General features: G+C 33.6%; 31 protein-coding genes. 2 read left to right on the top strand and 29 right to left on the bottom strand.

Annotated features, from left to right (window positions below; translation table 11 throughout):
- Positions 1 to 10: 10 nt before the first annotated feature.
- The 15 genes from BUA82_RS02880 to BUA82_RS02810 are packed head-to-tail and all read right to left on the bottom strand — an operon-like array spanning position 11 to position 9,276.
- A complete protein-coding gene (locus tag BUA82_RS02880; RefSeq protein ID WP_073004474.1) occupies positions 11 to 1,939 on the bottom strand; it encodes a proton-conducting transporter transmembrane domain-containing protein in 1,929 nt (642 codons plus the stop codon).
- Complete coding sequence (locus BUA82_RS02875; protein ID WP_083599751.1) at positions 1,936 to 2,280, bottom strand: sodium:proton antiporter; 345 nt, start codon at positions 2,278 to 2,280, stop codon at positions 1,936 to 1,938. Before BUA82_RS02875 ends, BUA82_RS02880 begins: the two co-directional genes overlap by 4 nt.
- A 9-nt stretch (positions 2,281 to 2,289) precedes the next feature.
- Positions 2,290 to 2,742: an MnhB domain-containing protein gene (locus BUA82_RS02870; RefSeq protein ID WP_207650272.1), complete on the bottom strand. Its 453-nt coding sequence runs from the start codon at positions 2,740 to 2,742 to the stop codon at positions 2,290 to 2,292.
- Complete coding sequence (gene mbhE / locus BUA82_RS02865; protein WP_073004469.1) at positions 2,739 to 3,020, bottom strand: hydrogen gas-evolving membrane-bound hydrogenase subunit E; 282 nt, start codon at positions 3,018 to 3,020, stop codon at positions 2,739 to 2,741. Before mbhE ends, BUA82_RS02870 begins: the two co-directional genes overlap by 4 nt.
- Complete coding sequence (locus tag BUA82_RS02860) at positions 3,020 to 3,286, bottom strand: hydrogenase subunit MbhD domain-containing protein (RefSeq protein ID WP_073004467.1); 267 nt, start codon at positions 3,284 to 3,286, stop codon at positions 3,020 to 3,022. Before BUA82_RS02860 ends, mbhE begins: the two co-directional genes overlap by 1 nt.
- The gene (mnhG, locus tag BUA82_RS02855; RefSeq protein WP_073004464.1) at positions 3,279 to 3,620 is read right to left on the bottom strand and encodes a monovalent cation/H(+) antiporter subunit G; all 342 of its coding nucleotides are present in this window, start codon (positions 3,618 to 3,620) and stop codon (positions 3,279 to 3,281) included. Before mnhG ends, BUA82_RS02860 begins: the two co-directional genes overlap by 8 nt.
- Positions 3,620 to 3,883 (bottom strand): MrpF/PhaF family protein, encoded by a 264-nt coding sequence (locus tag BUA82_RS02850; RefSeq protein WP_073004462.1) that lies wholly within the window; start codon positions 3,881 to 3,883, stop codon positions 3,620 to 3,622. The genes mnhG and BUA82_RS02850 overlap by 1 nt, the downstream gene beginning before the upstream one ends.
- On the bottom strand, positions 3,883 to 4,413 hold the full coding sequence (locus tag BUA82_RS02845; protein WP_242948912.1) for a Na+/H+ antiporter subunit E: 531 nt from the start codon (positions 4,411 to 4,413) through the stop codon (positions 3,883 to 3,885). The genes BUA82_RS02850 and BUA82_RS02845 overlap by 1 nt, the downstream gene beginning before the upstream one ends.
- Before the next feature lie 14 nt (positions 4,414 to 4,427).
- Positions 4,428 to 5,078 (bottom strand): hydrogenase nickel incorporation protein HypB, encoded by a 651-nt coding sequence (gene hypB, locus BUA82_RS02840; RefSeq protein ID WP_073004458.1) that lies wholly within the window; start codon positions 5,076 to 5,078, stop codon positions 4,428 to 4,430.
- 1 nt (position 5,079) lies between these two features.
- Positions 5,080 to 5,421 (bottom strand): hydrogenase maturation nickel metallochaperone HypA, encoded by a 342-nt coding sequence (hypA, locus tag BUA82_RS02835; RefSeq protein ID WP_073004456.1) that lies wholly within the window; start codon positions 5,419 to 5,421, stop codon positions 5,080 to 5,082.
- 4 nt (positions 5,422 to 5,425) lie between these two features.
- Entirely contained in the window at positions 5,426 to 6,508 is a 1,083-nt protein-coding gene (locus BUA82_RS02830; protein WP_073004453.1) for a hydrogenase large subunit, read from the bottom strand.
- Position 6,509: 1 nt separating this feature from the next.
- Positions 6,510 to 6,908 carry an NADH-quinone oxidoreductase subunit C gene (locus BUA82_RS02825; RefSeq protein ID WP_073004450.1) on the bottom strand — a complete coding sequence of 133 codons (399 nt, stop codon included), beginning with the start codon at positions 6,906 to 6,908 and terminating at the stop codon, positions 6,510 to 6,512.
- A 42-nt stretch (positions 6,909 to 6,950) separates the two neighbouring features.
- The gene (gene hypE / locus BUA82_RS02820) at positions 6,951 to 7,952 is read right to left on the bottom strand and encodes a hydrogenase expression/formation protein HypE (RefSeq protein WP_073004448.1); all 1,002 of its coding nucleotides are present in this window, start codon (positions 7,950 to 7,952) and stop codon (positions 6,951 to 6,953) included.
- A 12-nt stretch (positions 7,953 to 7,964) separates the two neighbouring features.
- Positions 7,965 to 9,047 (bottom strand): hydrogenase formation protein HypD, encoded by a 1,083-nt coding sequence (hypD, locus tag BUA82_RS02815; RefSeq protein ID WP_073004446.1) that lies wholly within the window; start codon positions 9,045 to 9,047, stop codon positions 7,965 to 7,967.
- Between the two features lie 13 nt (positions 9,048 to 9,060).
- On the bottom strand, positions 9,061 to 9,276 hold the full coding sequence (locus BUA82_RS02810) for a HypC/HybG/HupF family hydrogenase formation chaperone (protein ID WP_073004444.1): 216 nt from the start codon (positions 9,274 to 9,276) through the stop codon (positions 9,061 to 9,063).
- A gap of 283 nt (positions 9,277 to 9,559) precedes the next feature.
- Here BUA82_RS02810 and BUA82_RS02805 point away from each other — a divergent pair, with 283 nt between their 5' ends.
- Positions 9,560 to 9,976, top strand: coding sequence for a hypothetical protein (locus tag BUA82_RS02805; protein ID WP_073004441.1), 417 nt, complete (start codon positions 9,560 to 9,562; stop codon positions 9,974 to 9,976).
- 22 nt (positions 9,977 to 9,998) lie between these two features.
- Here the strand turns inward: BUA82_RS02805 and BUA82_RS02800 are convergent, their stop codons facing one another.
- On the bottom strand, positions 9,999 to 12,548 hold the full coding sequence (locus BUA82_RS02800) for a calcium-translocating P-type ATPase, PMCA-type (protein ID WP_073004439.1): 2,550 nt from the start codon (positions 12,546 to 12,548) through the stop codon (positions 9,999 to 10,001).
- A gap of 181 nt (positions 12,549 to 12,729) precedes the next feature.
- On the opposite strand from BUA82_RS02800, the gene BUA82_RS02795 reads away from it, so the two are divergent.
- The gene (locus BUA82_RS02795) at positions 12,730 to 14,379 is read left to right on the top strand and encodes a putative manganese-dependent inorganic diphosphatase (protein ID WP_073004437.1); all 1,650 of its coding nucleotides are present in this window, start codon (positions 12,730 to 12,732) and stop codon (positions 14,377 to 14,379) included.
- Positions 14,380 to 14,419: 40 nt separating this feature from the next.
- Here the strand turns inward: BUA82_RS02795 and BUA82_RS02790 are convergent, their stop codons facing one another.
- The 13 genes from BUA82_RS02790 to BUA82_RS02730 form a co-directional block, all read right to left on the bottom strand.
- Positions 14,420 to 15,184 (bottom strand): hypothetical protein, encoded by a 765-nt coding sequence (locus BUA82_RS02790; protein ID WP_073004435.1) that lies wholly within the window; start codon positions 15,182 to 15,184, stop codon positions 14,420 to 14,422.
- Between the two features lie 80 nt (positions 15,185 to 15,264).
- Positions 15,265 to 17,007, bottom strand: a complete 1,743-nt coding sequence (locus BUA82_RS02785; RefSeq protein ID WP_073004433.1) for an FAD-binding oxidoreductase — start codon at positions 17,005 to 17,007, stop codon at positions 15,265 to 15,267.
- Between the two features lie 47 nt (positions 17,008 to 17,054).
- A complete protein-coding gene (locus tag BUA82_RS02780; RefSeq protein ID WP_073004432.1) occupies positions 17,055 to 18,605 on the bottom strand; it encodes an FGGY-family carbohydrate kinase in 1,551 nt (516 codons plus the stop codon).
- Positions 18,598 to 18,969 carry a DUF1667 domain-containing protein gene (locus tag BUA82_RS02775; RefSeq protein ID WP_073004431.1) on the bottom strand — a complete coding sequence of 124 codons (372 nt, stop codon included), beginning with the start codon at positions 18,967 to 18,969 and terminating at the stop codon, positions 18,598 to 18,600. Before BUA82_RS02775 ends, BUA82_RS02780 begins: the two co-directional genes overlap by 8 nt.
- Complete coding sequence (locus BUA82_RS02770) at positions 18,966 to 20,228, bottom strand: NAD(P)/FAD-dependent oxidoreductase (protein ID WP_073004430.1); 1,263 nt, start codon at positions 20,226 to 20,228, stop codon at positions 18,966 to 18,968. The genes BUA82_RS02775 and BUA82_RS02770 overlap by 4 nt, the downstream gene beginning before the upstream one ends.
- A complete protein-coding gene (locus BUA82_RS02765) occupies positions 20,215 to 21,939 on the bottom strand; it encodes an NAD(P)/FAD-dependent oxidoreductase (protein WP_073004429.1) in 1,725 nt (574 codons plus the stop codon). Before BUA82_RS02765 ends, BUA82_RS02770 begins: the two co-directional genes overlap by 14 nt.
- 223 nt (positions 21,940 to 22,162) lie before the next feature.
- On the bottom strand, positions 22,163 to 22,876 hold the full coding sequence (locus BUA82_RS02760) for a GntR family transcriptional regulator (protein ID WP_073004428.1): 714 nt from the start codon (positions 22,874 to 22,876) through the stop codon (positions 22,163 to 22,165).
- A gap of 249 nt (positions 22,877 to 23,125) precedes the next feature.
- Positions 23,126 to 23,896 carry a flagellar hook-basal body complex protein gene (locus tag BUA82_RS02755; RefSeq protein WP_278321554.1) on the bottom strand — a complete coding sequence of 257 codons (771 nt, stop codon included), beginning with the start codon at positions 23,894 to 23,896 and terminating at the stop codon, positions 23,126 to 23,128.
- 15 nt (positions 23,897 to 23,911) lie between these two features.
- Positions 23,912 to 24,679 carry a flagellar hook-basal body complex protein gene (locus tag BUA82_RS02750; RefSeq protein WP_073004427.1) on the bottom strand — a complete coding sequence of 256 codons (768 nt, stop codon included), beginning with the start codon at positions 24,677 to 24,679 and terminating at the stop codon, positions 23,912 to 23,914.
- Positions 24,676 to 24,939, bottom strand: coding sequence for a hypothetical protein (locus tag BUA82_RS02745; protein WP_073004426.1), 264 nt, complete (start codon positions 24,937 to 24,939; stop codon positions 24,676 to 24,678). Before BUA82_RS02745 ends, BUA82_RS02750 begins: the two co-directional genes overlap by 4 nt.
- Complete coding sequence (locus BUA82_RS02740) at positions 24,876 to 25,364, bottom strand: DUF6115 domain-containing protein (RefSeq protein ID WP_073004425.1); 489 nt, start codon at positions 25,362 to 25,364, stop codon at positions 24,876 to 24,878. Before BUA82_RS02740 ends, BUA82_RS02745 begins: the two co-directional genes overlap by 64 nt.
- Before the next feature lie 15 nt (positions 25,365 to 25,379).
- Complete coding sequence (locus BUA82_RS02735) at positions 25,380 to 26,105, bottom strand: FliA/WhiG family RNA polymerase sigma factor (protein WP_073004423.1); 726 nt, start codon at positions 26,103 to 26,105, stop codon at positions 25,380 to 25,382.
- Positions 26,106 to 26,117: 12 nt separating this feature from the next.
- Complete coding sequence (locus tag BUA82_RS02730) at positions 26,118 to 26,747, bottom strand: flagellar brake protein (protein WP_073004421.1); 630 nt, start codon at positions 26,745 to 26,747, stop codon at positions 26,118 to 26,120.
- Positions 26,748 to 26,752 lie beyond the last annotated feature (5 nt).

Here is a 26,752-nt window from a genome sequence, read left to right as displayed (position 1 = left end):
TAATCCCCCCTTAAAGCAATATAAAGCAGTAGATAATAACAACAGTGAGACAAGCAATAACCCATAATACATAATCATTAACTACTCCACTATGAGCTTTTTGTAGAGTATCAAAATATGTCCTAAATTGATACTTCATACCCCAGAATAGGTCATGTCCTCCCACCTGAGTATATTCTTCTTCTTCTCCACCAGTAAAATTATCATATTTTGTATTAGATATACTTTGTTCTACACTTCTTCGTCCCATAGAAGATAAATTTATAGTTACTATAATCAAAAATGCTATAAGAATAACAACAAAAAGTACTAGCCAAGATTCTGGTTTCCAGTAACCTGCATAGGAATAATTTATTTGTGGGATTTTTACAGTATCCTTAAACATCTTTTCTGCAAAACCACTACCAAACATAACATCTATATAACCGCCTAAGTTGTACATAGCGTATGCTGCTGGCTCTAAAAGATATTTAGATATAAAGCCTGGGAAAACACCGCTGATGGTACAGATTAAAGCTAATATCATCATAGGAATTCTCATAAGCCATGGTGCTTCCTTAACATTATCAAAATCCCTATGTCTTTGACCAAAGAATACTGATTGACCAACCTTTACAAAGGAAGCTAAGGTCATAACAGAAACTATTAAAGCAATGATGGTTACCCAATAATAACCTGCTTCGTAAGTTGCTTGATATATTATCCATTTAGAAACAAAACCGTTAAAGGGTGGTATTCCACTAATGGAAAAAGCTCCAATCATAAAAAGTACAGTTGTCATAGGCATCTTCTTACCCAGTCCACCTAATTTATTTAAATCCGTAGTTCCTGTGGTATAAAGTACTGCCCCAGCGGTTAAAAACAGTAAACATTTGAAACTGGCATGATTTAGCATGTGATAGAGTCCTCCTAAAGATCCTAACACTGCAATTTCATTAGTACTTACTAGTCCAATTCCTAAGCCTACCATGATGTAGCCAAGTTGTGATACAGAGTGAAAAGCTAAGAGTCTCTTAAAATCCGTTTGAACTAAAGCCATGGATACTCCTACTAGCATGGTTATAGTTCCCCATATTATTATAAGGGTAGCTAAAGATGGCTTTCCAGTAGCATGGAATATCATATACAAAACCCTAATTAATCCATACACCCCAGTTTTACTCATAACACCAGAAAGTAGCATAGAAATTGATGAAGGTGCTGACATGTGTGCATCTGGCGGCCAAGTGTGACAAGGCACTAAAAAGGCCTTAACAGCATATCCAGTAAGAAGAAATGCTAGAGCCATTATGGTTACAGGATTAAATTTGTTATTATATAATACCGCAGAAATTTGAGCTAGGTTAAGGGTGTTCACCTGAGCATATAAAAGCACTGTCCCTAGTAGTATTAAAGATGAACCTAAGGAACCAATGACTATATACTTAAAACCTGCTTCAATAGATTTGTATAAATTATTTCTAAATGATGTTAATGCAACTGCAGCAAAGGTCATTATCTCCAGCATTACATACATGTTAAATAAGTCCCCGGTAAATACAAAACCTAGCATACTACCGGTAAGGAGCAAAAATAATGTATAGTATTTTTCTAAGGAACTATCTCTCTCCATATAACGTATGGAATAAATTGAAGATAAAAAACAAGTCACAGCAATAATAAGTCCTACAAATAAACTTAAGGCATCCACTTCCAGGCCTATACCTATAGCCCATCCTTCCACAGGCTTCCAGCTTCCCATCCAGTAGGTAGCAATAAGCTTATCTACCATAATAGGCTTTAATAAAAGTATTACAGCAATAAGAGAAACCAATGTTGCCACAAAGGATAGAACTCTTTTAATAGTTATATTCTTTTGCCCGGTAAGTCCTATTATAAAAGCCACTGCAAAGGGTGTAATTATCGCTATTATGGGTAAATTGGAAACAAAAGAATTCATCCTCTTAACCTCCTAACCTCATCCGCCTCTATGGTGCCGTAATGCTCCTTAATCTTTATAACCAAAGATAGAGCTAATGCAGTTACACAAGCACCTATTACTATGGATGTAAGTGTAAGGGCTTGAGGCACAGGGTCTACAAAAATAGCATCGCTTTTTAAATCTGACATAAATATAGGTGCAGTTCCCCCAGCTCTAAATCCAATGGAAATAAGAAGTAAGTTTATACCGCTATCTAAAAGGCCCATACCTATTACTATCTTTATCATATTCTTTTTAAAAAGCATTATAAATAATCCAAAAATTATAAGTAGAAATGCACCAATATAATTAATTACCATAATAACACCTCATTCCCCATCCTCTTCTTTTAATGCTCCCAGCATCACAAGAATAAGAAAGCCTATTCCTGCTAAAACCTTATATCCCACTGCAAAGTTCATAAAAAATATAGTACCTGAGCTCCATAGCTTTCCTGGAATTCCTTTATATATAACGTTTCCAAAAAAGCTTGCTCCATATATTATCCCTAAACTAGCTGTTAATACAAAGCCTAAAGCACCAATTTCTTCTGATATCTTTAATCTTTCCATATTAAATACATTGTTTATGCCTTTCCTGCCATAAGCTACATAAAATATAGCTATAGCTCCTGCAATAAGTACTCCCCCTTGGAAACCTCCACCAGGGCTAAGATGTCCGTGAAGGATTATATATGCCCCTAATACCAAGGAAATGGGAAGTACTATATCAGCACAAGAGGTAATTATTGAAGATTTAAATTTTCTGTTTCTTTTCATCATTTAGTAACCTCCTTGCTTTTAGCAGTCTTTCTCAAAATAACCGCCGCCCCACTTACTGCTGTAAAGAGAACAAAGGATTCACCTAAAGTATCATAGCCTCTAAAGTCAAAAACAATAGCTGTTACAGAGTTTATGGCTCCTGTTTTTTCCATGGTTTCCTTTACAATAATAGAGGCTATACCTTGAAAAGATTCAGGTAATGCATTCATTTTAAATGCTGTATATAATAAAAATATACTGATAGAAGTTATACAAAAAGTAGCTACAGCCTTTTTCATTACTTTTTCTCCTCCTTCTTTTCCTTTTTACCCTTAACTTTATGAAGTGCAATTAAGAATATTACAGGAGTAAGTACTGCTCCCACCGCCCCTTCTGCAATGGCCACATCCGGAGCTCTCAAAAGAAGAAATTCTAATGCTATAAAGGTTCCTACAGCAGAATATGCTATAATACAAGGAAGAATGTCATCTATTATCACCGTAAGAAATCCTGCAATAACAATTCCTATTATTACTAAAGTGTTTAATATAGAAATGTTACCCATTATTCTCATCCTCCTCACTTTCATACTCACTATTATTTATATCTCTTGCACCGCTTTTATAAGCAGCTCTAGTCATGGCATGAGATGCCGCAGGATTAGTAAGGAGTATAAAAATAGCCATAATAATAGACTTTATACCTATAGAAGCATTGCCAATGGAAAAGCCGTATATGGCACAGCCTATGAGTATAGGAAGTCCTCCCATGGTAACTATATTAGTAGAAGATTGAAGCCTGCAAAAGGTATCCGGCATTCTTATCATACCCACCACACCAGCTATAAGAAAGAAAATACCTACAGCGAAAAATAAATCAATTATAATTCTTGTAATCATCACATTTTACCCTCCAGATATTTTGAAATTAAAACCGTTCCTATAAAACCTAGAAGGGTTACTATCAATCCTAAATCCACATATAGAGCTCTGCCTTCATAGCATCCAAAAACCACCATTACCAAGCCTACTATTACATCTATGGAGTCTGCTGCTACCACTCTATCTATCACATGAGGACCTTTATATAGTCTATAAATTAAAGATAATGCCAAAACTATAAGTATGATGGAAACTACTATAAAATCAATACTCATATCCATTATTTAAAAATCCTCCTTACCCAAGGTTCAAAAGCACCCTTTATAGTATTAGATGCTTCCTTTATCTCTGTAGCTGCTACATCTATCCAATGTATATACATATAGTTCTTACCCTCTTCTTCTACGATATCCATAGTAATAGTACCAGGGGTAAGTGTTATGCAATTTGCCAGCATAGCAAGTCCATACTCAGATTCTACTTCTGTTTCAATCTTTACTATACCCGGATTAATGTTTAGCTTTGGTGATAGTGCTCTTTTTGCTACATCCCAATTTGCTTTATAAAGTTCGTAGGCATAAATAGGTATAAATGCTATAAGACTCCCCAATCTTTTAAAATTTAACATCCAAAATGGATCCTCTTTAATAAAAGATCTATGAGTAAAATATGCCACTATTAAAGAAACTATAATTCCAGTGATTACTTCTTGAGAATCTAACTTTAATAGGTTTATATCCTGTAATACAAATATTATCCAAAACAACATGCAAAAGAGGGCTGTAGTTAATATACTATACAGCTTTTTCATCATATCTCCTCCATTTACTTATTTAAATATGGTTTTAACCAATTTACAAATTCATCCACGCCTTGGGCTTTTCTAGAGTTTACCTTAAATACTTTTATATCTTTATTAATATTTAAGGATTCATTAATAACTCTATTTTCATCATAGTCAAAATAATCTACCAAATCATATTTTGTTAATACTAACGCATTGGACTTCATAAACATAAGCGGATACTTATTTACCTTATCATCACCTTCTGGAATGCTTAGTAATGCTATTTTCAAGTGCTCTCCTATGTCAAATTCAGCAGGACAAACTAAATTACCAATGTTTTCAATTATAATTACTTTAACATCCTGGAGATTAAATTCTGGAAGTATGTTTTTTATGGACATGGCTTCAATATGACAAGCCCCATCAGTATTTAGCTGAACCACAGGAATTCCTCTCTTTGCCATTATTTCTGCATCTACTTGTCCTGCCAAGTCTCCTTCAATAACGCCTATTTTAACCCCTACTTCATTTAACTTTTCTATTAAAGATAAAATAAATGTGGTTTTACCTGCTCCTGGAGATCCCATAATATTTATCATAAGAACTTTATTTTCATTTAATTTATCTTGAAGCTCTTCATGACAATTTTGGTTCCACTCCATAATTTGTCTTACAACTTTTATCTCCATATCAATCCACCTCCATACTATTTATCATAAATTCCCTACCCTTTGTAATCTTAACTTCAAAGCTATTACAAACTGGACAACTATATTTACCTTTTTCTAATTTTCCATTATATCCGCAGCTAGAGCAGCTTATTTCCACTGGTATTTTTTCTATTACAAGCTTTGCCCCTTGTACCGGAGTTCCCTTACTGGCAATATCAAAATAATATTGAATACACTGAGGTATTAGTCCGGATAATTCTCCAATATGCAAATTAATGCTTTTTACTACTTTAACATCATGGTTATTTGCTTCTTCGGTACATATTTTAATTATATTTTGTGTAACTGATAATTCATGCATAGCATTATCTGTCCAGGCAGGAGAAACAAGGATCTATACTTGCAACGATTAATCCTGCATCTGCTATGGAATTACCTTTTAGCATAACTGGTACAGTGGCAGCATTTTTAAAAGTAGGAACGTGTATATTTACTCTCCAGTTATTAGGTCCACCATCAGAAACCACTAAATAACTCACTTCTCCTCTTGGTGCTTCTATTCTGCTTAAATATTCCCCAGCAGGTATCCTTGGAATTTTAAAGCCTAAATTTATAGGTGTATCTGGAAGGTTTTCAGCAGCTTGTTTAATAATTTTTATACTTTCTTGAATTTCTAAAAGCCTAACCACTGCTCTAGAGAACACATCTCCATCTTCTCTCACTATGGCTTTAAAATCGAAGTCTTCATAACAGCAGTATGGATCTCTCTTTCTAGTATCATCCTGCATACCGGAAGCTCTTCCATGAGGACCACAGGCACCGTATTGCCAAGCATCTTCATAGCTTAACTTTCCCACTCCTTTGGTTCTCATAGCTAAGGTTTTATCATTAGAGAATATATTGACAATCTTTTTATAAGGTTCTTCTAACTCAATCATTATTTGAAGGAGGTTTCTAATCTGTTCTTTTGTTATATCCCTTCTGCTTCCTCCCACTATATTCATAGCATAATTTACTCTGTTTCCACTTAACATTTCTAGGGTATCCATTACGCTTTCTCTAGCAGCAAAGCTATACATAAAAGCACTGTCAAAGCCTATGATGTGAGCTGCAAGTCCAAGCCATAAGAAGTGTGAATGAAGTCTTTCCAGCTCACAGAATATAACTCTAATATAAGATGCTCTCTTAGGCACTTCCATGCCTGCTATTTTTTCTAGAGCCAAACAATAAGCCAAGGTATGTGAATGTGAACATATCCCACAAACCCTTTCCACTAAAGTAATGGTTTGTATATAATTTCTTTCAGAAGCTAACTTTTCTATTCCTCTATGATTGTAGCCTATAAAAACATCAGCATCCGTTATCATTTCACCTTCTGTATAAAGCTTAACGTGAACGGGTTCTTCTAAAGATGGATGATAAGGCCCTATAGGTATTGTATATCCCATGTTATTCCTCCTTGCCCATTTCTTCTGGCTCTTTATATTTCTTTAATTCAGACAATGGCAGTACAAGTATCTGTCCTGAACCATCAAATTCTTCAGGTAAAAATAGCCTTCCTGATTTATTAAGTCCTTGAAACTCTATAGGCATAAACTCACATATTTCTTCTTCACACCACTGTGCTGACCCTTTATAAATGCTGGTTATAGAAGGTATTGAATCAGAACCTCTTACAGAAAAGGATTTAATATCCCCTTCTACATCAAAATGATAAAGTACAACATTTTTACCTTCTTTATCTATATATCCATTCATGATAACCAGTCTTCTTTTTTCATGGTGCATATCCTTAGTCAGTGGAAGAAGCTCATCTTTAGTTATTTCTATACATTCATAGTTGTGCATAGGACTCCTCCTTATTAATAATAAAAAATTTAATACTTGTTCTTAGCATATACGTGGTAAAATATCATAACTTAACTTGTCTAATATCCTTCTTCCCCCTAGCTCACCCCTTAATAAAACTTTAGAAGCAAATTCATTTGTAACTTCACCTATTATCTTTGAACTAGAAAATATATTTATTTTTCTTAACTCACTTAATATATCCTGGGCCATTTCATCACTAACCACCAACAAAGCCTTTCCTTCATTAGCTGAGTATAAAGGGTCTATCCCCAAAATTTCACAAGCATACTTTACTTTAGGGTCTATGGGCAATTCTTCTTCATATATTTCAATGGAATATTGGCTTTCTTCAATAAACTCATTTAGGGTTGTAGCCACTCCACCTCGTGTGGGATCTCTTAATATCTTAATGTGATGTTTAAATTTTGTAACCACATCTACTAACTCTACCAGAGGAGCACAATCAGAGCACAAATCAAATTCCAATAGTTTTTCTCTAGTACAAAGTATAGATACTCCATGATCTCCTATATTACCTGTACAAATAACCTTATCTCCAGGTACCATCCTGGATTCATCTAAAAAAACACCAGGAATACTCTCACCTATACCTGCTGTATTTATATAAATTCCGTGACCATGACCTTTATCTACAACTTTTGTATCCCCTGTTACCACCTTAACCCCAGCTTTTTCTGCGGTTTCAGCTATAGAATCGATTATCTTCTCTAGCTCAAGGATGCCTAAGCCTTCTTCTAATATAAGGGATAAAGTAAGATACTTTGGTATGCTTCCACACATTATTAAGTCATTTACAGTTCCGCATATGGAGAGCTTTCCTATATCACCTCCGGGGAAAAAATAAGGTGAAATCACATAGCTATCTGTGGTAAAACAAACCTCTCCTGTGGTGTTTAATCTAGCACCATCTTTTAATGTATTAAGATAGCTGTTTCCCAGCTTTTTTAAAAATAATTCTTTAATCAATTTAGATGTTTTAGTGCCCCCATTACCGTGGGACAATGTAATAACCTCATCCATTATTTCACTTCCTCAAATATCATAACTGTATCTGTAATAAGCTGCACAGCTTCCTTCTTGAGAAACCATACATGGTCCTACCGGGTTCTCTGGCGTGCAGAGCTTTTTAAATAAAGCACATTCCTTAGGAGTTATTTTTCCTTTTAAAACTTCTCCACAGGAACACCCTTTAGGTTGTTTAGAATAATTTTTCACAAAGCTTTCTATGGGATAATATGTTTCTATATTAAGTTCTTTAAACTTACTTTTAAGCTTTAAGGCTCCTTGTTGCACTTCACCTATACCCCTCCAGCAATCTGTATCTGGAGTAAAGGTTTTCTCTATAACTTCTAAAGCGACTTTATTCCCTTCAGGTTTAACTATACTTTTATAACAGTTTTCTAAAGAGCTTTCTTGGTTTTTAAGCTTTGCAGTAATTCTTAAAAGTGCTAATAATAATTCTTCTGTTTCAAAGCCAGCAACAACTCCAACTTTCTTATAATCTTCTAGAAATTTAAATCCATTTTCTCCAATTACCGCTGCCACATGCCCTGGACACAAAAAAGCGTCTATTTTTAAATCTTCTTCCTTTAATAAACTGGTCATTATGGGTTTAATTCTTCTATGGAGAGATAAAACTTTAAAATTGCTTATATTATTTTCATAAGCTTCATTGATAACCACCCCTGTAGAAGGCGCTGTGGTTTCAAAGCCTATTCCTAAAAACACAATATTATTTTTTGGATTTACTTTTGCCAAATCCAATGCATCCATGGAGGAATAAACTATTTTAACATTTCCTCCCATAGCTTTAGCTTTCTCTAAAGATATGTTTGCATTAGAGCCAGGGACTCTTATCATGTCTCCATAGGTAGCTATAATGATATCCTTTTCAAAAGAAAGCTCATATACATAATCTAAATAACTTTCATGGGTAACACATACCGGACATCCTGGCCCTGACAGAAAGTTAATTTTGTTTTTAAATAAATCTCTTAATCCACTTTTAGCTAGTGCCATGGTATGAGTTCCACATACCTCCATAATATTGGGTTTATCTATGCACCTAAGATTGTTTTCTATCATACAAATTATTTCACGAAATTTTTCTTTCATAAAAAGCTCCCCATTACAATTTACTCATTTCATCTAGAAGCTTTAAAGTTTCATCTGATAAATTTTTATCAATCTTTTCTAATGCAAAGCCAGCATGCACCAGTACATAATCACCCACTTTGATATCTTTTATCAAATCCACTCTAATGCTACGTTTAACACCTTTTATCTCTGCTAATGCTTCTTTACCGTCTATACTAACTATCCTTAATGGAATTGCTAAACACATAATTTCACCCTTTAATTTTATTATTTCATAGTTATAATAATAACATAATTTATTTTGAAAAGTAAGTTAATATTATGAATTTTTAAAATTTTATTTCCACTTTACTTGTGGTTTACAAATTCATTTTTGGAATATAATATTAACTATAATAATATTAAAAACAAAGTATTTAACAGCATAGTATATTATGATATAATACTTTTAGTCATTCATTGTTTAAAATGACAGATTTATATATTTTTATGGCATTATTTATTATTAACTAGTAAAGGAGTTATTAAAGATGGGATTTAAAGAAAAGTTAGCAAAATATTATACGGACTCATATATAAAAAAGTATGGGGATAGACTTGCACAAATTCAAGGTAATGTAGTTTCAGTTAAAGTAGAAGAAAAAACCATACTTTGGATTTTTCATAAAATTACTGCGGTATTAATAGTTAGGCCTGAAAGAAGTAAAAACATAATTAAGTGTGTATATAAAAAGAATAAATGGTTTAAAAAGCCTACTTTTATTCCAATAAATCAAGGTAACCTGGTAATAATTCAAGGTCTAAAGGGTAAAAAAGGCAAGAAATCAAAAGAGAGCCGTGAAATTATTGAAATAATGAACATTAAAAATCTTACCAATAAAAAAGATCTTGTACCTGTAGAAGGGGCTCAAGTTAAAAGGGTTCAAAAGATACAACGCATGAAATAAAACGAGTGGAAATCCACTCGTTTTATCTTTTTGTTTTAAACCATAAATAGAGACTATTTATTAAAGCTATAATTCCAGAGAAAAATATTACTATAAGCCAATGGCCTACACTTAACGCTACGGTGCTGAAAATATTCTTAAATACTGGAATATATATTATGCAAAGTAACATTGTTATAGAAACTCCCACCGCTGCTACTAAATATAAATTGGTAAAAATCTTTACTTCAAATATTGAGTGTCTTTCTGATCTACATTCAAAAACATGGAAAAGCTGTGATAAAACTAAAGTACTTAGCGCCATAGTTCTGCATAGTTTCAGTGGATATCCGTATATTTTCCCTACTATAAATGTTAATAGTGTACAAACTCCTATTAATACTCCTCTTATAATAATCTTTTCGCTTAACCCCCTAGCAAATATTCCTTCTTTTTTCTCTCTTGGCCTTTGAGACATAATATCCGAATCCGCAGGATCCACCCCTAATGCCATGGCAGGAAGTCCATCTGTTGCAAGGTTAACAAATAATATTTGAATGGGACTAAGAGGGTTTTCAAGATAAAACAGAGATGCCAAAAACATGGTAAGTACTTCCCCTAAATTACAAGATAGCAAGTATCTTATAAATTTTCTTATATTATCGTATATTACCCTTCCTTCTTCCACAGCAGATACTATACTGGTAAAATTATCATCTAAAAGTATCATAGAAGAAGCCTCTTTTGTAACGTCTGTACCGGATATCCCCATGGCTACTCCTATATCCGCTTCCTTTATAGCAGGAGCATCATTTACTCCATCTCCAGTCATGGCAACAATATTATCATTGTTTTTAATGGCTCTCACTATTCTTAGTTTATGACTGGGGGTAACTCTTGCAAAGACCTTAATACTTTTTACTCTTATTTGTAGTTCTTTATCCGTTAATACTTCTATTTCATCACCAGTGATAACCTCATCTATACTCTTGCACATATCTAATTCTCTGGCTATGGCAAAAGCGGTATTCTTATGATCACCAGTTATCATTATAGGTCTTATACCCGCCATTTTACATTTAAGCACAGCATCTTTTACTTCTCTTCTTGGTGGATCGATTATGCCTGCAGTGCCTATATAAACTAGTTCTTTCTCTAAAAATGAATTATAGGTAATACCCTTTTCTTTATATGCAGCACTTATGCATCTAAGTGCATTAGATGACATGGTTTCGATATTTCTAAGTATTTCTTTTTTCTTTTGAGGTGTAAGAGCCTTAACAACGCTTTCTTCTAATATAAAGCTGCATTTATCTAATAATTTTTCTGGAGCTCCTTTCACATAACAGGTTTCGCTACTGTCTTCTTTAATTATTACAGACATCATCTTCCTGCTAGAATCAAATGGAAGCTCAAACATTCTTATGGATTTATCTAGAAAACTTTTAAGTTTGGAGGTATCCTTAAAAAACACCTTTATTAAGGCGGTTTCAGTAGGGTCTCCTTGCAAAGCCTTATGAATATCCTTTTCACTTAAATTATAATTACAGTCATTACAATAGATAAAAGCTTTTTTAAGCACGATATTTCCTTCAGTGTTTTCTTTATCTAAGTAGTATATATTATTATCAAAGTACAGGGCTTTCACTGTCATTTTATTTTCCGTTAGGGTACCTGTCTTATCACTGCATATTACAGAAGTGCATCCTAAGGTCTCCACTGCAGGAAGCTTCCTAACTAGTGCATTTCTCTTAAGCATCCTGGATACCCCTAGGGCTAAAGCTACAGTTACTATGGCTGGTAATCCTTCTGGAATGGCCGCTACCGCTAAGCTAACCCCTAGTAAGAACATATCCCCTATAGGTTGTCCCCTTAAAATCCCTAATAAAGTTACAATAGAACATATTATGATACATACTATAACCATTATCTTACCTAAGGATTCTAGCTTTTCCTTTAGTGGGGATTTTTCTTCTTCAATGGATTGGAGCATGTCCGCTATTTTTCCCATTTCTGTTTTCATGCCAATCTGAGCAACTTTAGCTTTCGCTTTTCCCTTTAAAACCGTAGTCCCCATATAAACATAGTTTTCTTTATTTAGTGTACTCTTTATAACCCCTACTGATTCACCAGTAAGTAAGGATTCATCTAATAATATTCCTCCTGCCTCCACCAACACAGCATCTGCAGGTATCCTATCTCCAGCCTCCAAAACTATAAGATCTCCAATGGTAATGCACTCCGCATTAACCACCTTTATTTTATTATCTCTTATAACCTTACAAGTGGGGGCTGCCATACTTTTTAGAGCTTCTAATGATTTCTCAGTTTTAAATTCCTGAATAAATCCTAAAATAGCATTTATAACTATTATTATAAGTATAGTTATAGCATCTGACATCTCTCCCATAAATCCCGATATAATAGTAGCGGCAATTAACACCCATACAATAAAGTCATTAAACTGTGCTAAGAATATTACAAAGGGAGATATTTTCTTTTTATCCATAAGTGTATTATACCCATAGGTGCTGAGTCTTTTTTCAGCTTCTGCAGTACTTAACCCTTTTACCAGCTCTTTTTCTTGTATCACTAAGTTCACTCCTTTTTTATTACTAAGCAGATAATTCCAAACTTCCATACATTAATATATGTCAATCTACAGGAACAATATGAATAATTTAAAAATGAGAAATTAAAATCATTTGATTTTTAATTGTTTAAGAAGTAAAATTAAATTCATGAAGAGTTAACAACAAAGGAGGGGATGAAGTTTGAAAGACCTCATTTACGTAACAGGTCATAGAAATCCTGATTCAGATTCTATATGTGCAGCTTTTGCCTATGCGGAATTTAAAAATAAAACTGGCTCTACTCCTGCCTTAGCAGTGAGATTAGGGGAATTGAATCAGGAGACACAATTTATTCTTAATTATTTTGGAGCAAAAAAGCCACCACTATTAGAAACTGTAAAGCTTCAAGTAGGAGATTTAAATATTGATACTATTCATCCGATAGCACCAGATATATCCTTAAAAATGGCATGGAATATAATGAAGACAAATAACTTAAAAACCTTGCCAGTGGTAGATGAAAATGAATATTTAATGGGTATTTTATCTGTTTCAAGCTTAACTACAAATTATATGGATATATGGGACAACACCATATTATCAAAAAGTAATACTACCTTGGAAAATGTTTTAGATACTCTGTCTGCAGAGCCTATTTATATTCATGGAAAGAAGCCAAGGTTTTCCGGTAAGATCCTGGTAGCTGCTATGGAGCCATCTAGCTTAACTTCCATGGTGGAAGAAGGGGATGTGGTAATAGTAGGGGATCGTGAAGAAGCACAGAATGTACTTTTAGATAAAAAAGTATCCCTAATGATACTTACCTGTTCACAAAAACTCAGTGAAGATATGAACAAAAAAGCAGAACAAAATAGCGTTACTGTTATTTCTACACCACATGATTCCTTTACTGCTGCTAGACTTATAGTACAAAGTGTTCCTGTTCAATACGTTATGGCAAAGGATAATTTAATTGCCTTCTCAGTGGATGACTTAGTAGAAGATATTAAAGACATAATGGTAGAAACTAGATATAGAAGCTACCCTGTGGTGGATAGCGGAAATAGAGTTATAGGTATGATATCTAGATATCATCTTATCTCCAGCCATAAGAAAAAGGTTATCCAAGTGGATCATAATGAGAGAAGCCAATCTGTACCAGGTTTAGAAGATGCAGAAATACTTGAAATTATAGATCATCATAGAGTGGCAGATATACAAACCAATACACCTATTTATTTCAGAAATGAGCCTGTGGGAAGTACCTCTACCATAGTAGCATCCTGCTTCTTTGAAAATGGTATAAGACCTTCTAAAAAGGCAGCTGGCCTTATGGCTTCAGCAATTATTTCTGATACATTGCTTTTAAAATCTCCAACTACTACCCCTAAAGATAGCCTAATGCTAAAAAGGCTATCTGAAATAGCAGACATAAACCCAGAAGAGTTTGCTCAAGAGATGTTTAAAGCAGGTACTTCCTTAAAAGGAAAAACCGTAGAGCAGATATTCCATCAAGATTTCAAAACCTTCAATGTAGAAGATATGAAAATTGGAGTTGCTCAGGTATACACCATGGATAGAGAAGGATTTATGCCTATTAAAGACGAAATGCTGGCCTTTATGGAAAAGAAATCTAGGGATGTGGACTTAAAGCTAGTGGTACTGATGCTTACAGACATCCTAAATGAAGGTTCTCTTATATACGCAGCAGGTCCTAAAAAAGACATCATAGAAAAGGCCTTTAATGTAACCTTTAAAGATGATGCAGCCTTCCTACCTGGAGTAGTTTCTAGGAAAAAGCAGGTTATACCTCCTTTAACCACTGAAATTACTATTGCTAGGAAGAATTAAAATATGAAGAAGGTGCCAGTCATGTGACTGGCACCATTTTTTATCTACTAACTACGTAAATGGATATAAAACTTAAAAACATAATAAAGGCTGCACTATAAATTACCCCTAGATAATGTTTTACAGCTTTTTCATCAATACTTCCTTTCTGATGTCCGTAAATTTTAATATAGCTTGTATCCTCTTCATAAAAATGATAATAAAATCCTACGGATTCTATATGAGCAGCCATAATTTCTATGTTTAAAAGAGGTCTTTTAAAACAATTTATTAAATAATCCCCTTTAAAATCCATAGAATATTTTTTACTGGTAAATATATATATTAAATACAATACAAACTGAAGGATAAGCCCCGGTATAATGGTTAATATCTTTAGTATAATTTCAAAGCCTTCATAATCTGATAGCATACACAAGTTATATAATATGAAATATGTTAAAGCGAAATAATTACCAAAGATTAAAATATAAAATAAAGGTGCCGTAAATCCACACACTAAGCTTTTACATACTACAGCTATGGTTTTATGAAACTTCATTTCCTTACTTTCAATATTTTCTTTTTCACTTCGGCTGATATCAATAACTAAAAAAGCAGTTATAAAATTAGCTATTTCATAGCTTTTAAATTTCACCATAATCCATATAATGAAAAACATTAAACATGTATAAAATGCATATCTCAATGCTTTTAATTTAAAAATCTTACAAAGCAACTTGTCCACTAACCCAAAAACCTTTTTCCTATCAAAGCTCCACCATAGAATACTTACCAGACACCCTAATGTGTAACCCACTCCCAAAATAAAATCCCCCTTATATACTAATTCATTAATATATATTCTTTCACATGAAAAAATAAAACAAATAAGGGGGTTTTAATTTATTTTCTTATATTTACAAAATCCCTTTTTTCACTTTCTTCTAAATCTAGCCCGATGGTTCCTCCTGGATTTAAGATATTGTTGGGGTCGAAGTGTTTCTTTAAGGCTCTAAATACATCCATGGAGTTTTTACCAATTTGAGCCTCCAGCCAGGGGGCTGTCATTTTTCCGATGCCGTGATGGTGGCTCATGGCGGCTCCGGCTTTTTGTATGTTGTCTAAGATTCCTTGTTGATATTCAATGTATTCTTCCATGTCCATTTTTGCAATAAAGATAAAGTATAGATTTGCTCCTTGAGGATATACGTGGGACATATGAGTCATGCAGATGGTATGAGGTCTAGACTTGCAATATTCTCTAACTTCTCTATGAACCCTATCCATTTGGTCCCAGGTAACGGAACATTCTAAGGTGTCTGTCATTACGCCAAAATCCTGCATGTTATCTCTCAGGTAAGGGTCTGTAAACCTCCCCTTTTCCCAACCCTTGGTGGGAAGTCCAGTTAAATACATAGCTCCATACTTCTTACATATTTTCTTTAAATTCTTAGCAATATTCTTGCAAAAGCCTATTTCTCCATCAGTAAAACCTAAGAATAAGCATCTTTCCATGGGTTTATACCCTTTAAAAGACATGGCCTTGTCCAGTACGGTTTCTTCCACCCCATATAGTTTTAGCATAACATCTGTTTCTTCTGGATCTGATAATCTAAATACCGATGGGAATCCAAATTCACTTTGCATAATTTCCCTAGCTGCATTTTGTGCATCCTGCCAATTTTTAAAGATGTAACTAAACCTAATGTGATTTTCTGGCATCCATCTAAAGAATTTTAGGGTTACATGGGTAAGGATTCCATAGGTTCCTTCACTACCCATCATTATTTCGTCAATGGATGGACCTATGGCCTCTGCTGGATACCCCAAGGTTTCAATGACCCCCACCGGTGTAGCATAAGCCTGGGCCATAACCATATCTTTAATATTTCCATAATAAGTGGAGTTTTGCCCAGCACCTCTTGTTACTACCCATCCCCCTACGCTGGAATATTCGAAGGATTGTGGAAAATGGCCACAGGTGTAGGCTCTTTTAGCCCCAAATTCTTTTTGAGCATTTCTTAATACTTCTTCTAGCTTTGGTCCAGACATCCCAGCTTCAACAGTTATGGTTTGATCCTTCTCATTAAATTTAATAACCTTGTTAAAATGAGGTCTCATATCTAGAGTTATTCCGCCTTTAACCGCCTCTACCCCTCTAGTAACTGAAGAGCCGCCTCCATACACATAAATGGGAATTATCTCTTCATTACAATAATAAACGATTTTTTCTATATCTTCTCTACTTCTAGGGTAAACTACTATATCAGGTATATTTTCCACTATTTTTCTTCTAAGGCGATACGCATCTATCATTGTTTTTCCATAGGCTACCTGTAATCTAGTGTAGTCATCGGTTTTAACATTTTCTTTTCCTACTATTTCTCTTATTTTATCTATTTGATACTCTTTTAGCTTAATGGGACAATTAAATTCTACTTTTTCTAGTCCAAGCTCTTCTTCACTTTTATATTTTTTAAAATCCTCATCTGTTAAGTTAAATTTCTTTTTCATCATCTTATATAAGTTTTCTTTAGGAACTTTATTTTCACTTGGATCTCCCCATTTGAAAATTGAACGATAACTATCTGTGGGTGCTACTTCTGTAAACCATTTGGGTTCAAAATCTTTATATTTATGTGACATTTTATCTCTCCTTTAATATCTCCTTTAGCTTTCACTAAAGTCATTTTTCATCTATTTTTTAATGATATTTCTTGAATCTTTATATAAATATCCTTTAAACTTCCATAGATTTTTCTATAGGCTTTTTCATAAAGCTCTTTATAAATTTCAGCATGTTTCTTTTCTGGATAATACACCTTACTATAGTGCACCATGGCTTCCACTGCTGTTTTATAATCTTTATATACACCTAATCCTACAAAAGAGCTGATAGCTGCTCCTAAGCCTGAGGTTTCATAAGTCTCTGGCTTGTACACTGGTAGATTAAACATGTCCGATGTGATTTGACAAATTTCTTCACTTTGACTGCCACCACCAGATACCGTTAATTTTTCAACTTTAACCCCTGTAGCAGCTTCAATTTTTTTCATGCCATCCATTAATGAATAATTTATTCCTTCTATAATTGCTTTATATATATGAATTCTTGTATGACAATCGTTAAATCCTATCATAGACCCTCTTGCTTCCGGCTGTCTTAACCCAGGAGTCCAAAAGGGTTGTAAGAGCAGCCCTTCAGATCCTGGAGGTATTTCCTGCAATCTTCTATTTAGAATTTCTTCAGCGCTAATACCTAACTTTAGAGCTTCAATTTCTTCTTTAGCTGCAAACTCCTTTTTAAACCAGCTAATTAACCAATATCCCCTAAACACCTCTAGTTCAGGATTATAACTGTGCTTTACCACACCAGGATAAGCAGGCATAAACTTTATGGGCTCACAGTAAAAATTAGTGGTAGTTTGAATAGTGGCTGTGGTGCCAAAACTAAGGCTAGCAACTTTACTGTTAAAACAACCTGTGCCTAAGGTTTCGCATCCTTTATCTGAACCTGATGCAATAACTGGAGTTCCTTCCGCAATTCCTGTTAAATTACTTGCTTCTTTTGTTACATTACCCATAACTGTTCCTGAATCCACTAAGTCATATAACTTACTTCTATCATTATTAAAAACACTCCATTTAAAGTGGTATTCACTGTACCATTTATGATATTTATAATCAAAGGGCATATGCCCTATCTGACTAGCTACACTGTCAACATACTTATTTGTCAGCCTATAATTAAGATACCCAGAGATCATTAAGCATTTGTAGGTATCTTTCCAAACTTCCGGCTCATTTTCTCTTATCCAATTTACTGTGGTTTTTTTTCTAACATTTTTTATCGTTTCATTCATACCTACAGCTTTAAATATTATATCTGAATATATAGGCAAGCTTTCTCTGCAATTAGCAAGTCTATGGTCTAACCAAAGTATAGCCGGCCTAAGGACTTCACCTTTTTTACTAACAAAAACATTTACATCTCTAATAGTAGTAATTGATACAGCTTCTATGCTCTTCCATAATTCTTCTTGTCTTTTTTTCAAGTTTAAGGTAGACTGTGCCATACATTGAAAATAAAACTCTGGATGTTGCTCCGCATATCCAGGCTCTAGGGAAAAATATGGTGGATCAAATGGGACTTTTTCTTTATCAATTAATTTACCAAACTGATTAAATATAATAGAGCGAATACCTTGGGTACCTAAGTCTATGGATAAAACATACCTATCCATCTATTAATACCCTCCATAAATCTGTAGTAACCACAATATTAACCTTAAGCCCCAAAACATTTTCAATTAGTACCTCTCCAGTTTTTACAGGATGGTTTACATTAACTTTATTTATTTCACTCATAACTTCTAGTATTTTACCTTTAGGTATAGAGCCATCTGTCTTTACCGATACTACAGGACACTTTTTATAGCAGGTTTTTACAGTGCTGCAAAGTGTTCTTTTAGGCTCCGTCATCTCTTGCACAGCAAACTGTTCTCCTCTTTTGCACATGTTCCCCTTTACCACATACTCATCTTTTTCATTTTTTTCTACATATAAAGTGCAACTGTTTGGACACAAAATACATCCCAACTCTTTCATATTTCCGCACTCTCCATTTTAATCTCTATATTTTTAAGGTGTATATCTTTAAAGTTCACTTGCAGCCTCTTCATTTCTGGTGGCTTTAACTCTGCATAGGCTTTAGAAAATACTTCTTTTCCCTCTACTAGAACTTTTAACTTCACATTTTTCACACTGTTTCTGCTTCTTAAATAAAAGATATTATTTTCAGGTTTTGATTTATCAAAAAGCTGAGGCACTACATACATAAAGTCTTTATTTTCATAATTAACCTTAATATATTCTTGCTTCTTGCTTTCTTCTTCCCCCTCTAAATAATTTACAGCACCTAAGGCTGCGGTAACCCCGCTTTCACTCACATAGTCCACTAAATCGTTTACATGCAAGGCATTTCCACAGCTATAAACTCCTTTTACACTGGTCATTAGACTATTATTAACCACTGGACCTTTTGTATTACCATCCATTTCTACCCCTAAACTTTCTGCTATTTCATTTTCGGGGATTAAACCTACGGAAAGAATAAGAGCATCACAAGGGACCATGCGTTGTGTACCTTTAATAGGTTGCATTTTATCATCTACATTGCTTACTTCCACCCCAGTTACTCGTTCCTCTCCAAATACCTTTGTAACTGTACTGGATAAATGTAATGGAATATCATAATCCTCTAAACATTGAATTATATTCCTTGTTAATCCTGAAGGTGTAGACTTTGCTTCATATACCCCCTCTACCTCTGCTCCTTCTAAGGTTAGCCTTCTGGCCATAATTAATCCAATATCTCCACTTCCCAGTATTACACATCTCTTAGTAGGCAGTACTCCCAATAAGTTTACAAAGTATTGAGCTGTACCAGCGGTGAATATACCTGCAGGTCTTGTGCCTTGTATACTTATTTGTCTAGAGGTTCTCTCCCTGCATCCATTTGCCAATATAATGGCCTTAGTATCATAGGTGTTTATACCCTCTTTATTTACTATGGTGATTTCAAAACCCTTATCTAGCTTTTTTACTTTTGTTACAAAGGAAAGTAATTTTATATCAATATCCCCTTCTCTTATTAAGTCAATATATCTTTCAGCATATTCCGGTCCTGTGAGCATCTTTTTAAATTGAATTAACCCAAAGCCATCATGAATGCATTGCTTTAATATACCCCCTAATCTGTTTTCCCGTTCCACCAACATTACCTTTTTATTTTTGTCCATAAGGGTTTTGCTAGCAGCTAGTCCAGCTGGTCCTCCTCCAATTACCACTACATCATAATGAATCATTCCCCTCATCCCCTTTTGTACTATTAGATAAAATAAATGAATGATCTCCTTTTTTAGTTATTTCACACATATTCATATGACTTTGCTCTGCGATAATTTCAGTAACTAAAGGCATACAAAATCCCCCTTGGCATCTGCCCATTCCTGCCCTTACCCTTCTCTTAATGGCATCTACACTCCTGGGTTTAATAGGTGAATTTAAAGCATCAATTATCTCCCCTTTACTAATCTCCTCACATCTACATATGATAACCCCATAATCCGGATTGCTTTTTATTAATTTATCTCTTTCCATATCCCCTAACTTTTTTACGTTTACTATACCTTTTCTGTAAGGATTATATTTACTATTTTCCTTAACCCTCTGTATGCTTTTAAGTTTTTCCACCACCATTTTTTCTATATCCAAAGCAATGGCAGGAGCGCTAGCCACTCCTGGTGATTGAATGCCAGCAGCATGTACTAAATTCCTCACAGTTTCACTAGCTTCCACTATAAAATCTTCTTCATAGGTGGCTGCTCTAATACCTGAAAAATAAGTGATTATATCCTCCTTACCTAAGCCCTTAACTATGGAAAATTGTTTTTTACATATTTCCTCCATAGAAGCTGAATCTGTAGAGTAATCTTCTAGATCCATTATTTCCACTGCATTAGGGCCGATTAATATATTGCCATCGATGGTTTTAATTATTCCTCCACCTTTAGATTGTTTTTTAGAAGACTTCAAATCCACAATACCCACTACACTGTTAACTATATTTCCTTTTTTACTATCCAAAATGGCATCGGTACCTTTTCTTGGATGTATGGAGAAAAATTCATCATCAGCCATGGCAGCGATTTTATCACTAAAAACTCCTGCAGCATTTACTATAACTTTAGGTTTAATACTACCTTTATTGGTGTTTACCTCTATAATGCTATCTGCTTTCTTTGTCATATCTAAAGCTGCTGTATTTAGGGATAACTCCACACCATTTTCTATGGCATTTTCCATAAAGGCTATAGTAACATTGTATGGACACACAATTCCCGCACTGGGAATAAATACCCCTCCTGCCACATCCATTTTAACATTTGGTTCTCTTTCTTTAATTTTCTCTTTATTCCAAAATTCTATTTTTCCCATATTATTTTTATGTGCAACATATTTTGAAAACAGCTTCAATGCAGTATATTGGGGCTTAGTTTTACATAAAGTTAATTGACCCACCCTTTTGAAATCTATATCTAATTCTTTAGATATTTTGTCATACAACTTATTACCTAAACTACAATATTTTGCTTTTTTAGTTCCTGGAAGTGTGGCTAAAGGTGGATGTACCATACCGTCATTTCTACTGGAAGCATGCATGGCCACATCTTCTTCTTTATCTATCACAAGTACGCTTAAATCCCACTTAGAAAGTTCTCTAGCTATGCTGCACCCTATTATTCCGGCACCTATAATTAAAACATCTACTTCTTTTCCTTCTAGTTCTGCATTCACTATATCCGGAAGTCGAATGCCTTTAGGGTTAACACCTTTAACTTTTATCTTATTTACTACACCTTTGTATTTGTATTTAGCTGCTATTTTCCCAGCCTTCAAAGCCTTGTCCCAAGTTTCTGCTTCACCTTCTAAGACAATAGATTTCCTAAACTCTTTGCAGGTTACATTTACTCCGCACTGATTTAATATCCTTTTTTTAATTCTATCTATTTTCAAGAAATCACCCCGCCTATAATATCCGGACATTCGGATGTCTATATTAATATTATAATATTCTGAAAATCATTGCAATAGTTTTCACAAATTTATTATATATATGTTAAATAATCTACAACATTATTAAAATTTCATATGTTTTAGCTTAAATAAAAAATCCCATATATTAAATATATGGGTTAAATAAAGGTTTATTTTGTTGTGGCAATAGATATTTAATGTTCTATACAGTGGTGGCTATAGCATCACTGGATATAATAAATATTAAAAACTGAAAGGGATTATCATCATTTTTCACATAAAGCCACCTCTTCATCTCAATAACAAGAGTTTCTTTATTTAGGTTTAAGATATCAGCTTCTGGATCTGTGGGCTTTCTCAGAATAACTTTTTGATCTATGCTTACAATATCTAGCTTCATATCATGTAATAGTATCTTTGCAATGGATTTGTTTAAATCATACTTTGATAATTCCCCATGATATTTTTCGTTAAAATATGTATTTTCTATAGCAATAGCCTCTCCATCCGCGTACCTTAATCTTCTAATATATAAGCAGTTATCATCACCTATAAACCTGGTTTCTTCTCTTAGCTTATCAGTTAAACATACTATCTCATTACTTTCAATGCTGTTAACTGCATTTATTCCCTGACACTTAAGAGAGTACTCTAAACTTATTAATGGTTCTATTCCAAAAACTGATTTACTTTTGCCCACAAAAGTACCAATACCTCTTCTTTTATAAATGTATCCTTCTCGAGTTAATTGAAGTATTGCTTCTCTAATTGTAGCTCTACCTACTTGATAAATTTCCATTAACTCTTTTTCAGTAGGAATTTGCTCATCAACTTTCCAAAAACCATTAATGATATTATTATATATTTTTTCTTTTACTTGAGAATATAAAGGAACTGAACTATTTTTATCTATCACATTTATCACCTTACTTTAATTATATATTCTATAGGATGAATTTGAATATTATTTTTTAGACTTAAAATATATATTAATTATACACTAAATAATTATAATAAAAATATATATGAACTATCTGTCCATCAAACTTAACAAATAAAAGAAATATTTTTCAAATAAATAGTGACAAGTTATATAAGTTAACTTGTCACTTCTAGCTTGGCACTTACCAAGTGATTTACACTATTTTTACTAAGGAAACCTCTTCTATCTAGATCTTAAATTATTAATCATTCCCCACATTTCGTCGGCGGTTTTTATGCTTCTAGAGCCTAATTCGAAGGCCCTTTGGGTTATAATCATATCTGTGAATTCTTCTCCCATGTCCACGTTTGAGCCTTCTATAAAGCCCTGATAAATATCAGCATTGTTGCTTCTAATCATATTTACATTTTCAGCAGGTACATATAGGCTATCTCCTGTGGAAATAAGTGAATCATCCCCTACAGCGTTATAAAGGGGTATGGAAGCTGTAAGGTTAAAATTATCTCCTTGCTTTATAAATATTTGTCCAGTTTTATCTATAAATAAACTCTCCGGAGAAAACCTAACATTATCATAGCTATTTCCATTTAGAAAATCTAGAGATAGCGTATTCCCCTTTGCATCTACAAGCTTTCCATCTCTATCTATTCTAAAGCTGCCATCTCTTGTGTATGCATAACTTCCATCAGCTTTTTGTACTCTAAATAAGCCTTCTCCATCGATTGCTAAATCCGTACTAAGCCCTGTTTCTTTAAGCATTCCCTGCTCTCTATCCCTAAGCCATCCGCTAGTTCTAACCCCTGTACCTGTAAAGGCTTCAGTGGAGTTTGTAGGATATCCTGTTCTATAGAGAGTTTCACTCATAAGATCTTTAAAAGTGACATTAACCTTTTTATATCCATTAGTGTTAACATTAGAAAGATTGTTAGATATGGCATCTAACTTTTCTTGATTTGCCATCATGGTACTCTTACCATTCCATAGAATTCTCACCCTATCTCACTCCTTTTATCTTACGCTTCCCACTTCATTGGCAGCCTTATTTAATGTTTCATCTATAATTTGAACCATTTTTTGATTGGTTTCAAAGCTTCTCATTACAGTCATCATATTAACCATTTCGTTTACTATGTTTACATTAGACTTTTCAATAAAACCCTGTTTAACATGAACATTCCCATTTATAGGAGCCTGTCCTTCATAAAGGTTATCACCAACCTTTTTTAAAGCATTATAGTCTTGAAAATCTGCTGTGTTAAAGGTGTAAGCTAGTCTATCATTTACAAATACATTATTGTTATCATCAGATTTGATTTTGCCATTATTAACTATTATAGGTTCTACCGCACCAGTAGTTGAGTTTCTTCCTAGAACCCTGTCTCCAGAGTCATTTACTAAATAACCTTGAGCATTTACATGAAAATGTCCATCTCTAGTATAATAGGTATTGTTTCCTCTCTGAACAGAAAAAAAGCCTCTACCATCTATGGCAAAATCCATATCTTTATTAGTTTGATTAAGCATTCCTTGAGTAAAATAAGTTTTAGTTTCATCAATTCTGCTTCCTAAAGATATTGACCCTAATTCCTGTCTAACTGGTTTTGATCCATTTCCACCATCATAATTTTGTAAAAGTACCTCTCTAAACTGCTTTACAGCGATGTCGTCTGCTTTATATCCTGTAGTGTTGGCATTTGCTAAATTATTTGTAATAACATCCTGCTTTGCTTCTTGGGTTATAAGTCCAGAAACAGCAGTATATAAACCTCTTATCATTTACCCACGTCCTTTTTATCAAAAACTTTAAATTCATCCGGATATTTCATACCTAGGTTTCTAGCTTTTTCTTCTATTTTAGTGTTACTCACAGAAGCTTCCAGTTTCACCCCAGCCATACAGAAGGTTCCAATAAGAATGCCAATACCTATGCCAAAAAGAACTCTTCTATCACATATTAAATCAATAAATTCTTTTATTTTAGATATAATTCTTTTATTAATAGTACTTCCCCCTTGCCTAGGTTTAGCTGTGCACATATTTCATCCATGGTAAGCCCTTGCTGTGAAAGAGTTTTAACCTTATTAACTTTTTCATTAGTAATTTTTTCTTCCACCTTGGATTTTACTTCAATATTAGTAGTTTCGTTATTATTAGAATAATCTTTATCATTATCTATGTTAATATGTACATCATTATCATTATTTATAAGATTTTTGTTTATAGGTTTATATGAATTAGCAATAATGCTTTCATTATGTATCTTTAAATCTATTATTTCTTTTTGGAGCTCTGTAATAGTCTCTCCAAAGTCTTTTCTTAAATTTATGATTTCTAACATATAGTCCTCTGGTGACTCTTCATTAACTCTAAGTATATCTTTAAAAGAGCTATTCTCTTTCTTTACAGCCTTATAATTAAATATTATAAGTATTAATGCTATTACTATTAAAATTATAATCATGCTATCACTCCATGTTTATGAATATTTAAGCTTTTGAAGTGCTGCTCTTAAATGGACAACTGCTCTGCTATGAAGCTGACATACTCTAGATTCAGATACGCTGAGAATTTTTCCAATCTCTTTTAAAGTGAGATTTTCATAATAATATAAGTTCAATACCTGTCTATCTTTTTCATTTAATAACTCTATAGCCTTAGCTAAAAATTCTAATTCTTCTTTTTCTTCCAGTGTTCTTTCTGGACACGGACTCCTATCATCTTCTATGGTTCCTATAAGTGGTATATCATCCTCTTCAGAAAATATAAGATCCTCCAAAGATACTATGGATATGTAATTTATAAAATTTTCTATTTCCGCAAGTTCAGCATAGGATAATCCCATTTCCTTAGATATTTCTGCATTAGTAGGTTCTCTTAGTAATGTTCTTTGAAGATTTTCTACCGCTGAGTTGTATCTATTAAGTTTGTCCATAGCTCCCTTAGAAATAGGACTATCTTTTCTTATTTGGTCTATCATGGCACCTTTTATTCTAATAGAAGCATAAGTTGAAAACTTCATTCCTTTTGACTCATCAAACTTCTTAAGAGCGTCCATAAGTCCAATCATTCCGTAACTAACTAAGTCTTCATAATCTATGTACTTACTTTTTCCTATAATAACTCTAGAGGCTATATATTTAACCAGCGGTATGTATTTTTTTACTATCTCTTCTCTAATCTCTATAGCCGAAGCTATGGCCATGATCACCCCTCCTTATAACAGTTCTCGTTGTTTTCTCATCACATCAAAAACTATTTTTATAATATTTTCTCTTGTGTTTTCATTAATGTGATTAAAATTTATTCCACACTCTCTCTGCCTATCTGCAGTTAGTTCTATCCTAACCACTTCACCTTTAACTGTGTACTCAGCATTCTCATAAACTATCCTTGCAACTATTTTGTCCCCTTTTTGAAGTTCATCTTTAACCTTAATTCTCATTCCTCCACCACTTAGATCCATTAAAAAAGCTTTTTTGTTTAACTTATCTACTTCCTTGAACTTTGTCTTGCCATATTCTATCACTTGAAGCATACTAACCCTTACAAAATTTCTTCTTTGTATCTTTCTTATATTAACTGGCTGGCTCATTATAAGCTGAGGCAGATTATTTTCAATGACTCTTTTAATTACTGTACTTTCATACTGAAATAAATTTCCTCTTTCATCGTAATGAACTATACTAATGGTTGTCCCTACCTCTATAGGAAGATACTCATGTTCAATCATGGGTATACTTATACTAAAAAAATTATCAGATACATCTTGCACAATGCTTTTATATATCTTTTCCCCCCATATTATTTCCAATCGGTTGTTCAATTGGATTTTAAACTTCTTCACAAGCC

It is taken from the genome of Clostridium amylolyticum, from assembly GCF_900142075.1.
Lineage (GTDB): Bacteria > Bacillota > Clostridia > Clostridiales > Clostridiaceae > Clostridium_AA > Clostridium_AA amylolyticum.
Note: the sequence above shows the minus strand (reverse complement) of the source record. Positions and strands in the feature narration are given on the sequence as shown.

Bases quoted from the DNA above. Each gene is read 5' to 3' on its own strand.
- BUA82_RS02880 (WP_073004474.1), bottom strand. From the start codon at position 1,939: ATGAATTCTTTTGTTTCCAATTTACCCATAATAGCGATAATTACACCC.
- BUA82_RS02875 (WP_083599751.1), bottom strand. From the start codon at position 2,280: ATGGTAATTAATTATATTGGTGCATTTCTACTTATAATTTTTGGATTA.
- BUA82_RS02870 (WP_207650272.1), bottom strand. From the start codon at position 2,742: ATGATGAAAAGAAACAGAAAATTTAAATCTTCAATAATTACCTCTTGT.
- mbhE (WP_073004469.1), bottom strand. From the start codon at position 3,020: ATGAAAAAGGCTGTAGCTACTTTTTGTATAACTTCTATCAGTATATTT.
- BUA82_RS02860 (WP_073004467.1), bottom strand. From the start codon at position 3,286: ATGGGTAACATTTCTATATTAAACACTTTAGTAATAATAGGAATTGTT.
- mnhG (WP_073004464.1), bottom strand. From the start codon at position 3,620: ATGATTACAAGAATTATAATTGATTTATTTTTCGCTGTAGGTATTTTC.
- BUA82_RS02850 (WP_073004462.1), bottom strand. From the start codon at position 3,883: ATGGATATGAGTATTGATTTTATAGTAGTTTCCATCATACTTATAGTT.
- BUA82_RS02845 (WP_242948912.1), bottom strand. From the start codon at position 4,413: ATGAAAAAGCTGTATAGTATATTAACTACAGCCCTCTTTTGCATGTTG.
- hypB (WP_073004458.1), bottom strand. From the start codon at position 5,078: ATGGAGATAAAAGTTGTAAGACAAATTATGGAGTGGAACCAAAATTGT.
- hypA (WP_073004456.1), bottom strand. From the start codon at position 5,421: ATGCATGAATTATCAGTTACACAAAATATAATTAAAATATGTACCGAA.
- BUA82_RS02830 (WP_073004453.1), bottom strand. From the start codon at position 6,508: ATGGGATATACAATACCTATAGGGCCTTATCATCCATCTTTAGAAGAA.
- BUA82_RS02825 (WP_073004450.1), bottom strand. From the start codon at position 6,908: ATGCACAACTATGAATGTATAGAAATAACTAAAGATGAGCTTCTTCCA.
- hypE (WP_073004448.1), bottom strand. From the start codon at position 7,952: ATGGATGAGGTTATTACATTGTCCCACGGTAATGGGGGCACTAAAACA.
- hypD (WP_073004446.1), bottom strand. From the start codon at position 9,047: ATGAAAGAAAAATTTCGTGAAATAATTTGTATGATAGAAAACAATCTT.
- BUA82_RS02810 (WP_073004444.1), bottom strand. From the start codon at position 9,276: ATGTGTTTAGCAATTCCATTAAGGATAGTTAGTATAGACGGTAAAGAA.
- BUA82_RS02805 (WP_073004441.1), top strand. From the start codon at position 9,560: ATGGGATTTAAAGAAAAGTTAGCAAAATATTATACGGACTCATATATA.
- BUA82_RS02785 (WP_073004433.1), bottom strand. From the start codon at position 17,007: ATGTCACATAAATATAAAGATTTTGAACCCAAATGGTTTACAGAAGTA.
- BUA82_RS02780 (WP_073004432.1), bottom strand. From the start codon at position 18,605: ATGGATAGGTATGTTTTATCCATAGACTTAGGTACCCAAGGTATTCGC.
- BUA82_RS02775 (WP_073004431.1), bottom strand. From the start codon at position 18,969: ATGAAAGAGTTGGGATGTATTTTGTGTCCAAACAGTTGCACTTTATAT.
- BUA82_RS02770 (WP_073004430.1), bottom strand. From the start codon at position 20,228: ATGATTCATTATGATGTAGTGGTAATTGGAGGAGGACCAGCTGGACTA.
- BUA82_RS02750 (WP_073004427.1), bottom strand. From the start codon at position 24,679: ATGATAAGAGGTTTATATACTGCTGTTTCTGGACTTATAACCCAAGAA.
- BUA82_RS02745 (WP_073004426.1), bottom strand. From the start codon at position 24,939: ATGTGCACAGCTAAACCTAGGCAAGGGGGAAGTACTATTAATAAAAGA.
- BUA82_RS02740 (WP_073004425.1), bottom strand. From the start codon at position 25,364: ATGATTATAATTTTAATAGTAATAGCATTAATACTTATAATATTTAAT.
- BUA82_RS02735 (WP_073004423.1), bottom strand. From the start codon at position 26,105: ATGGCCATAGCTTCGGCTATAGAGATTAGAGAAGAGATAGTAAAAAAA.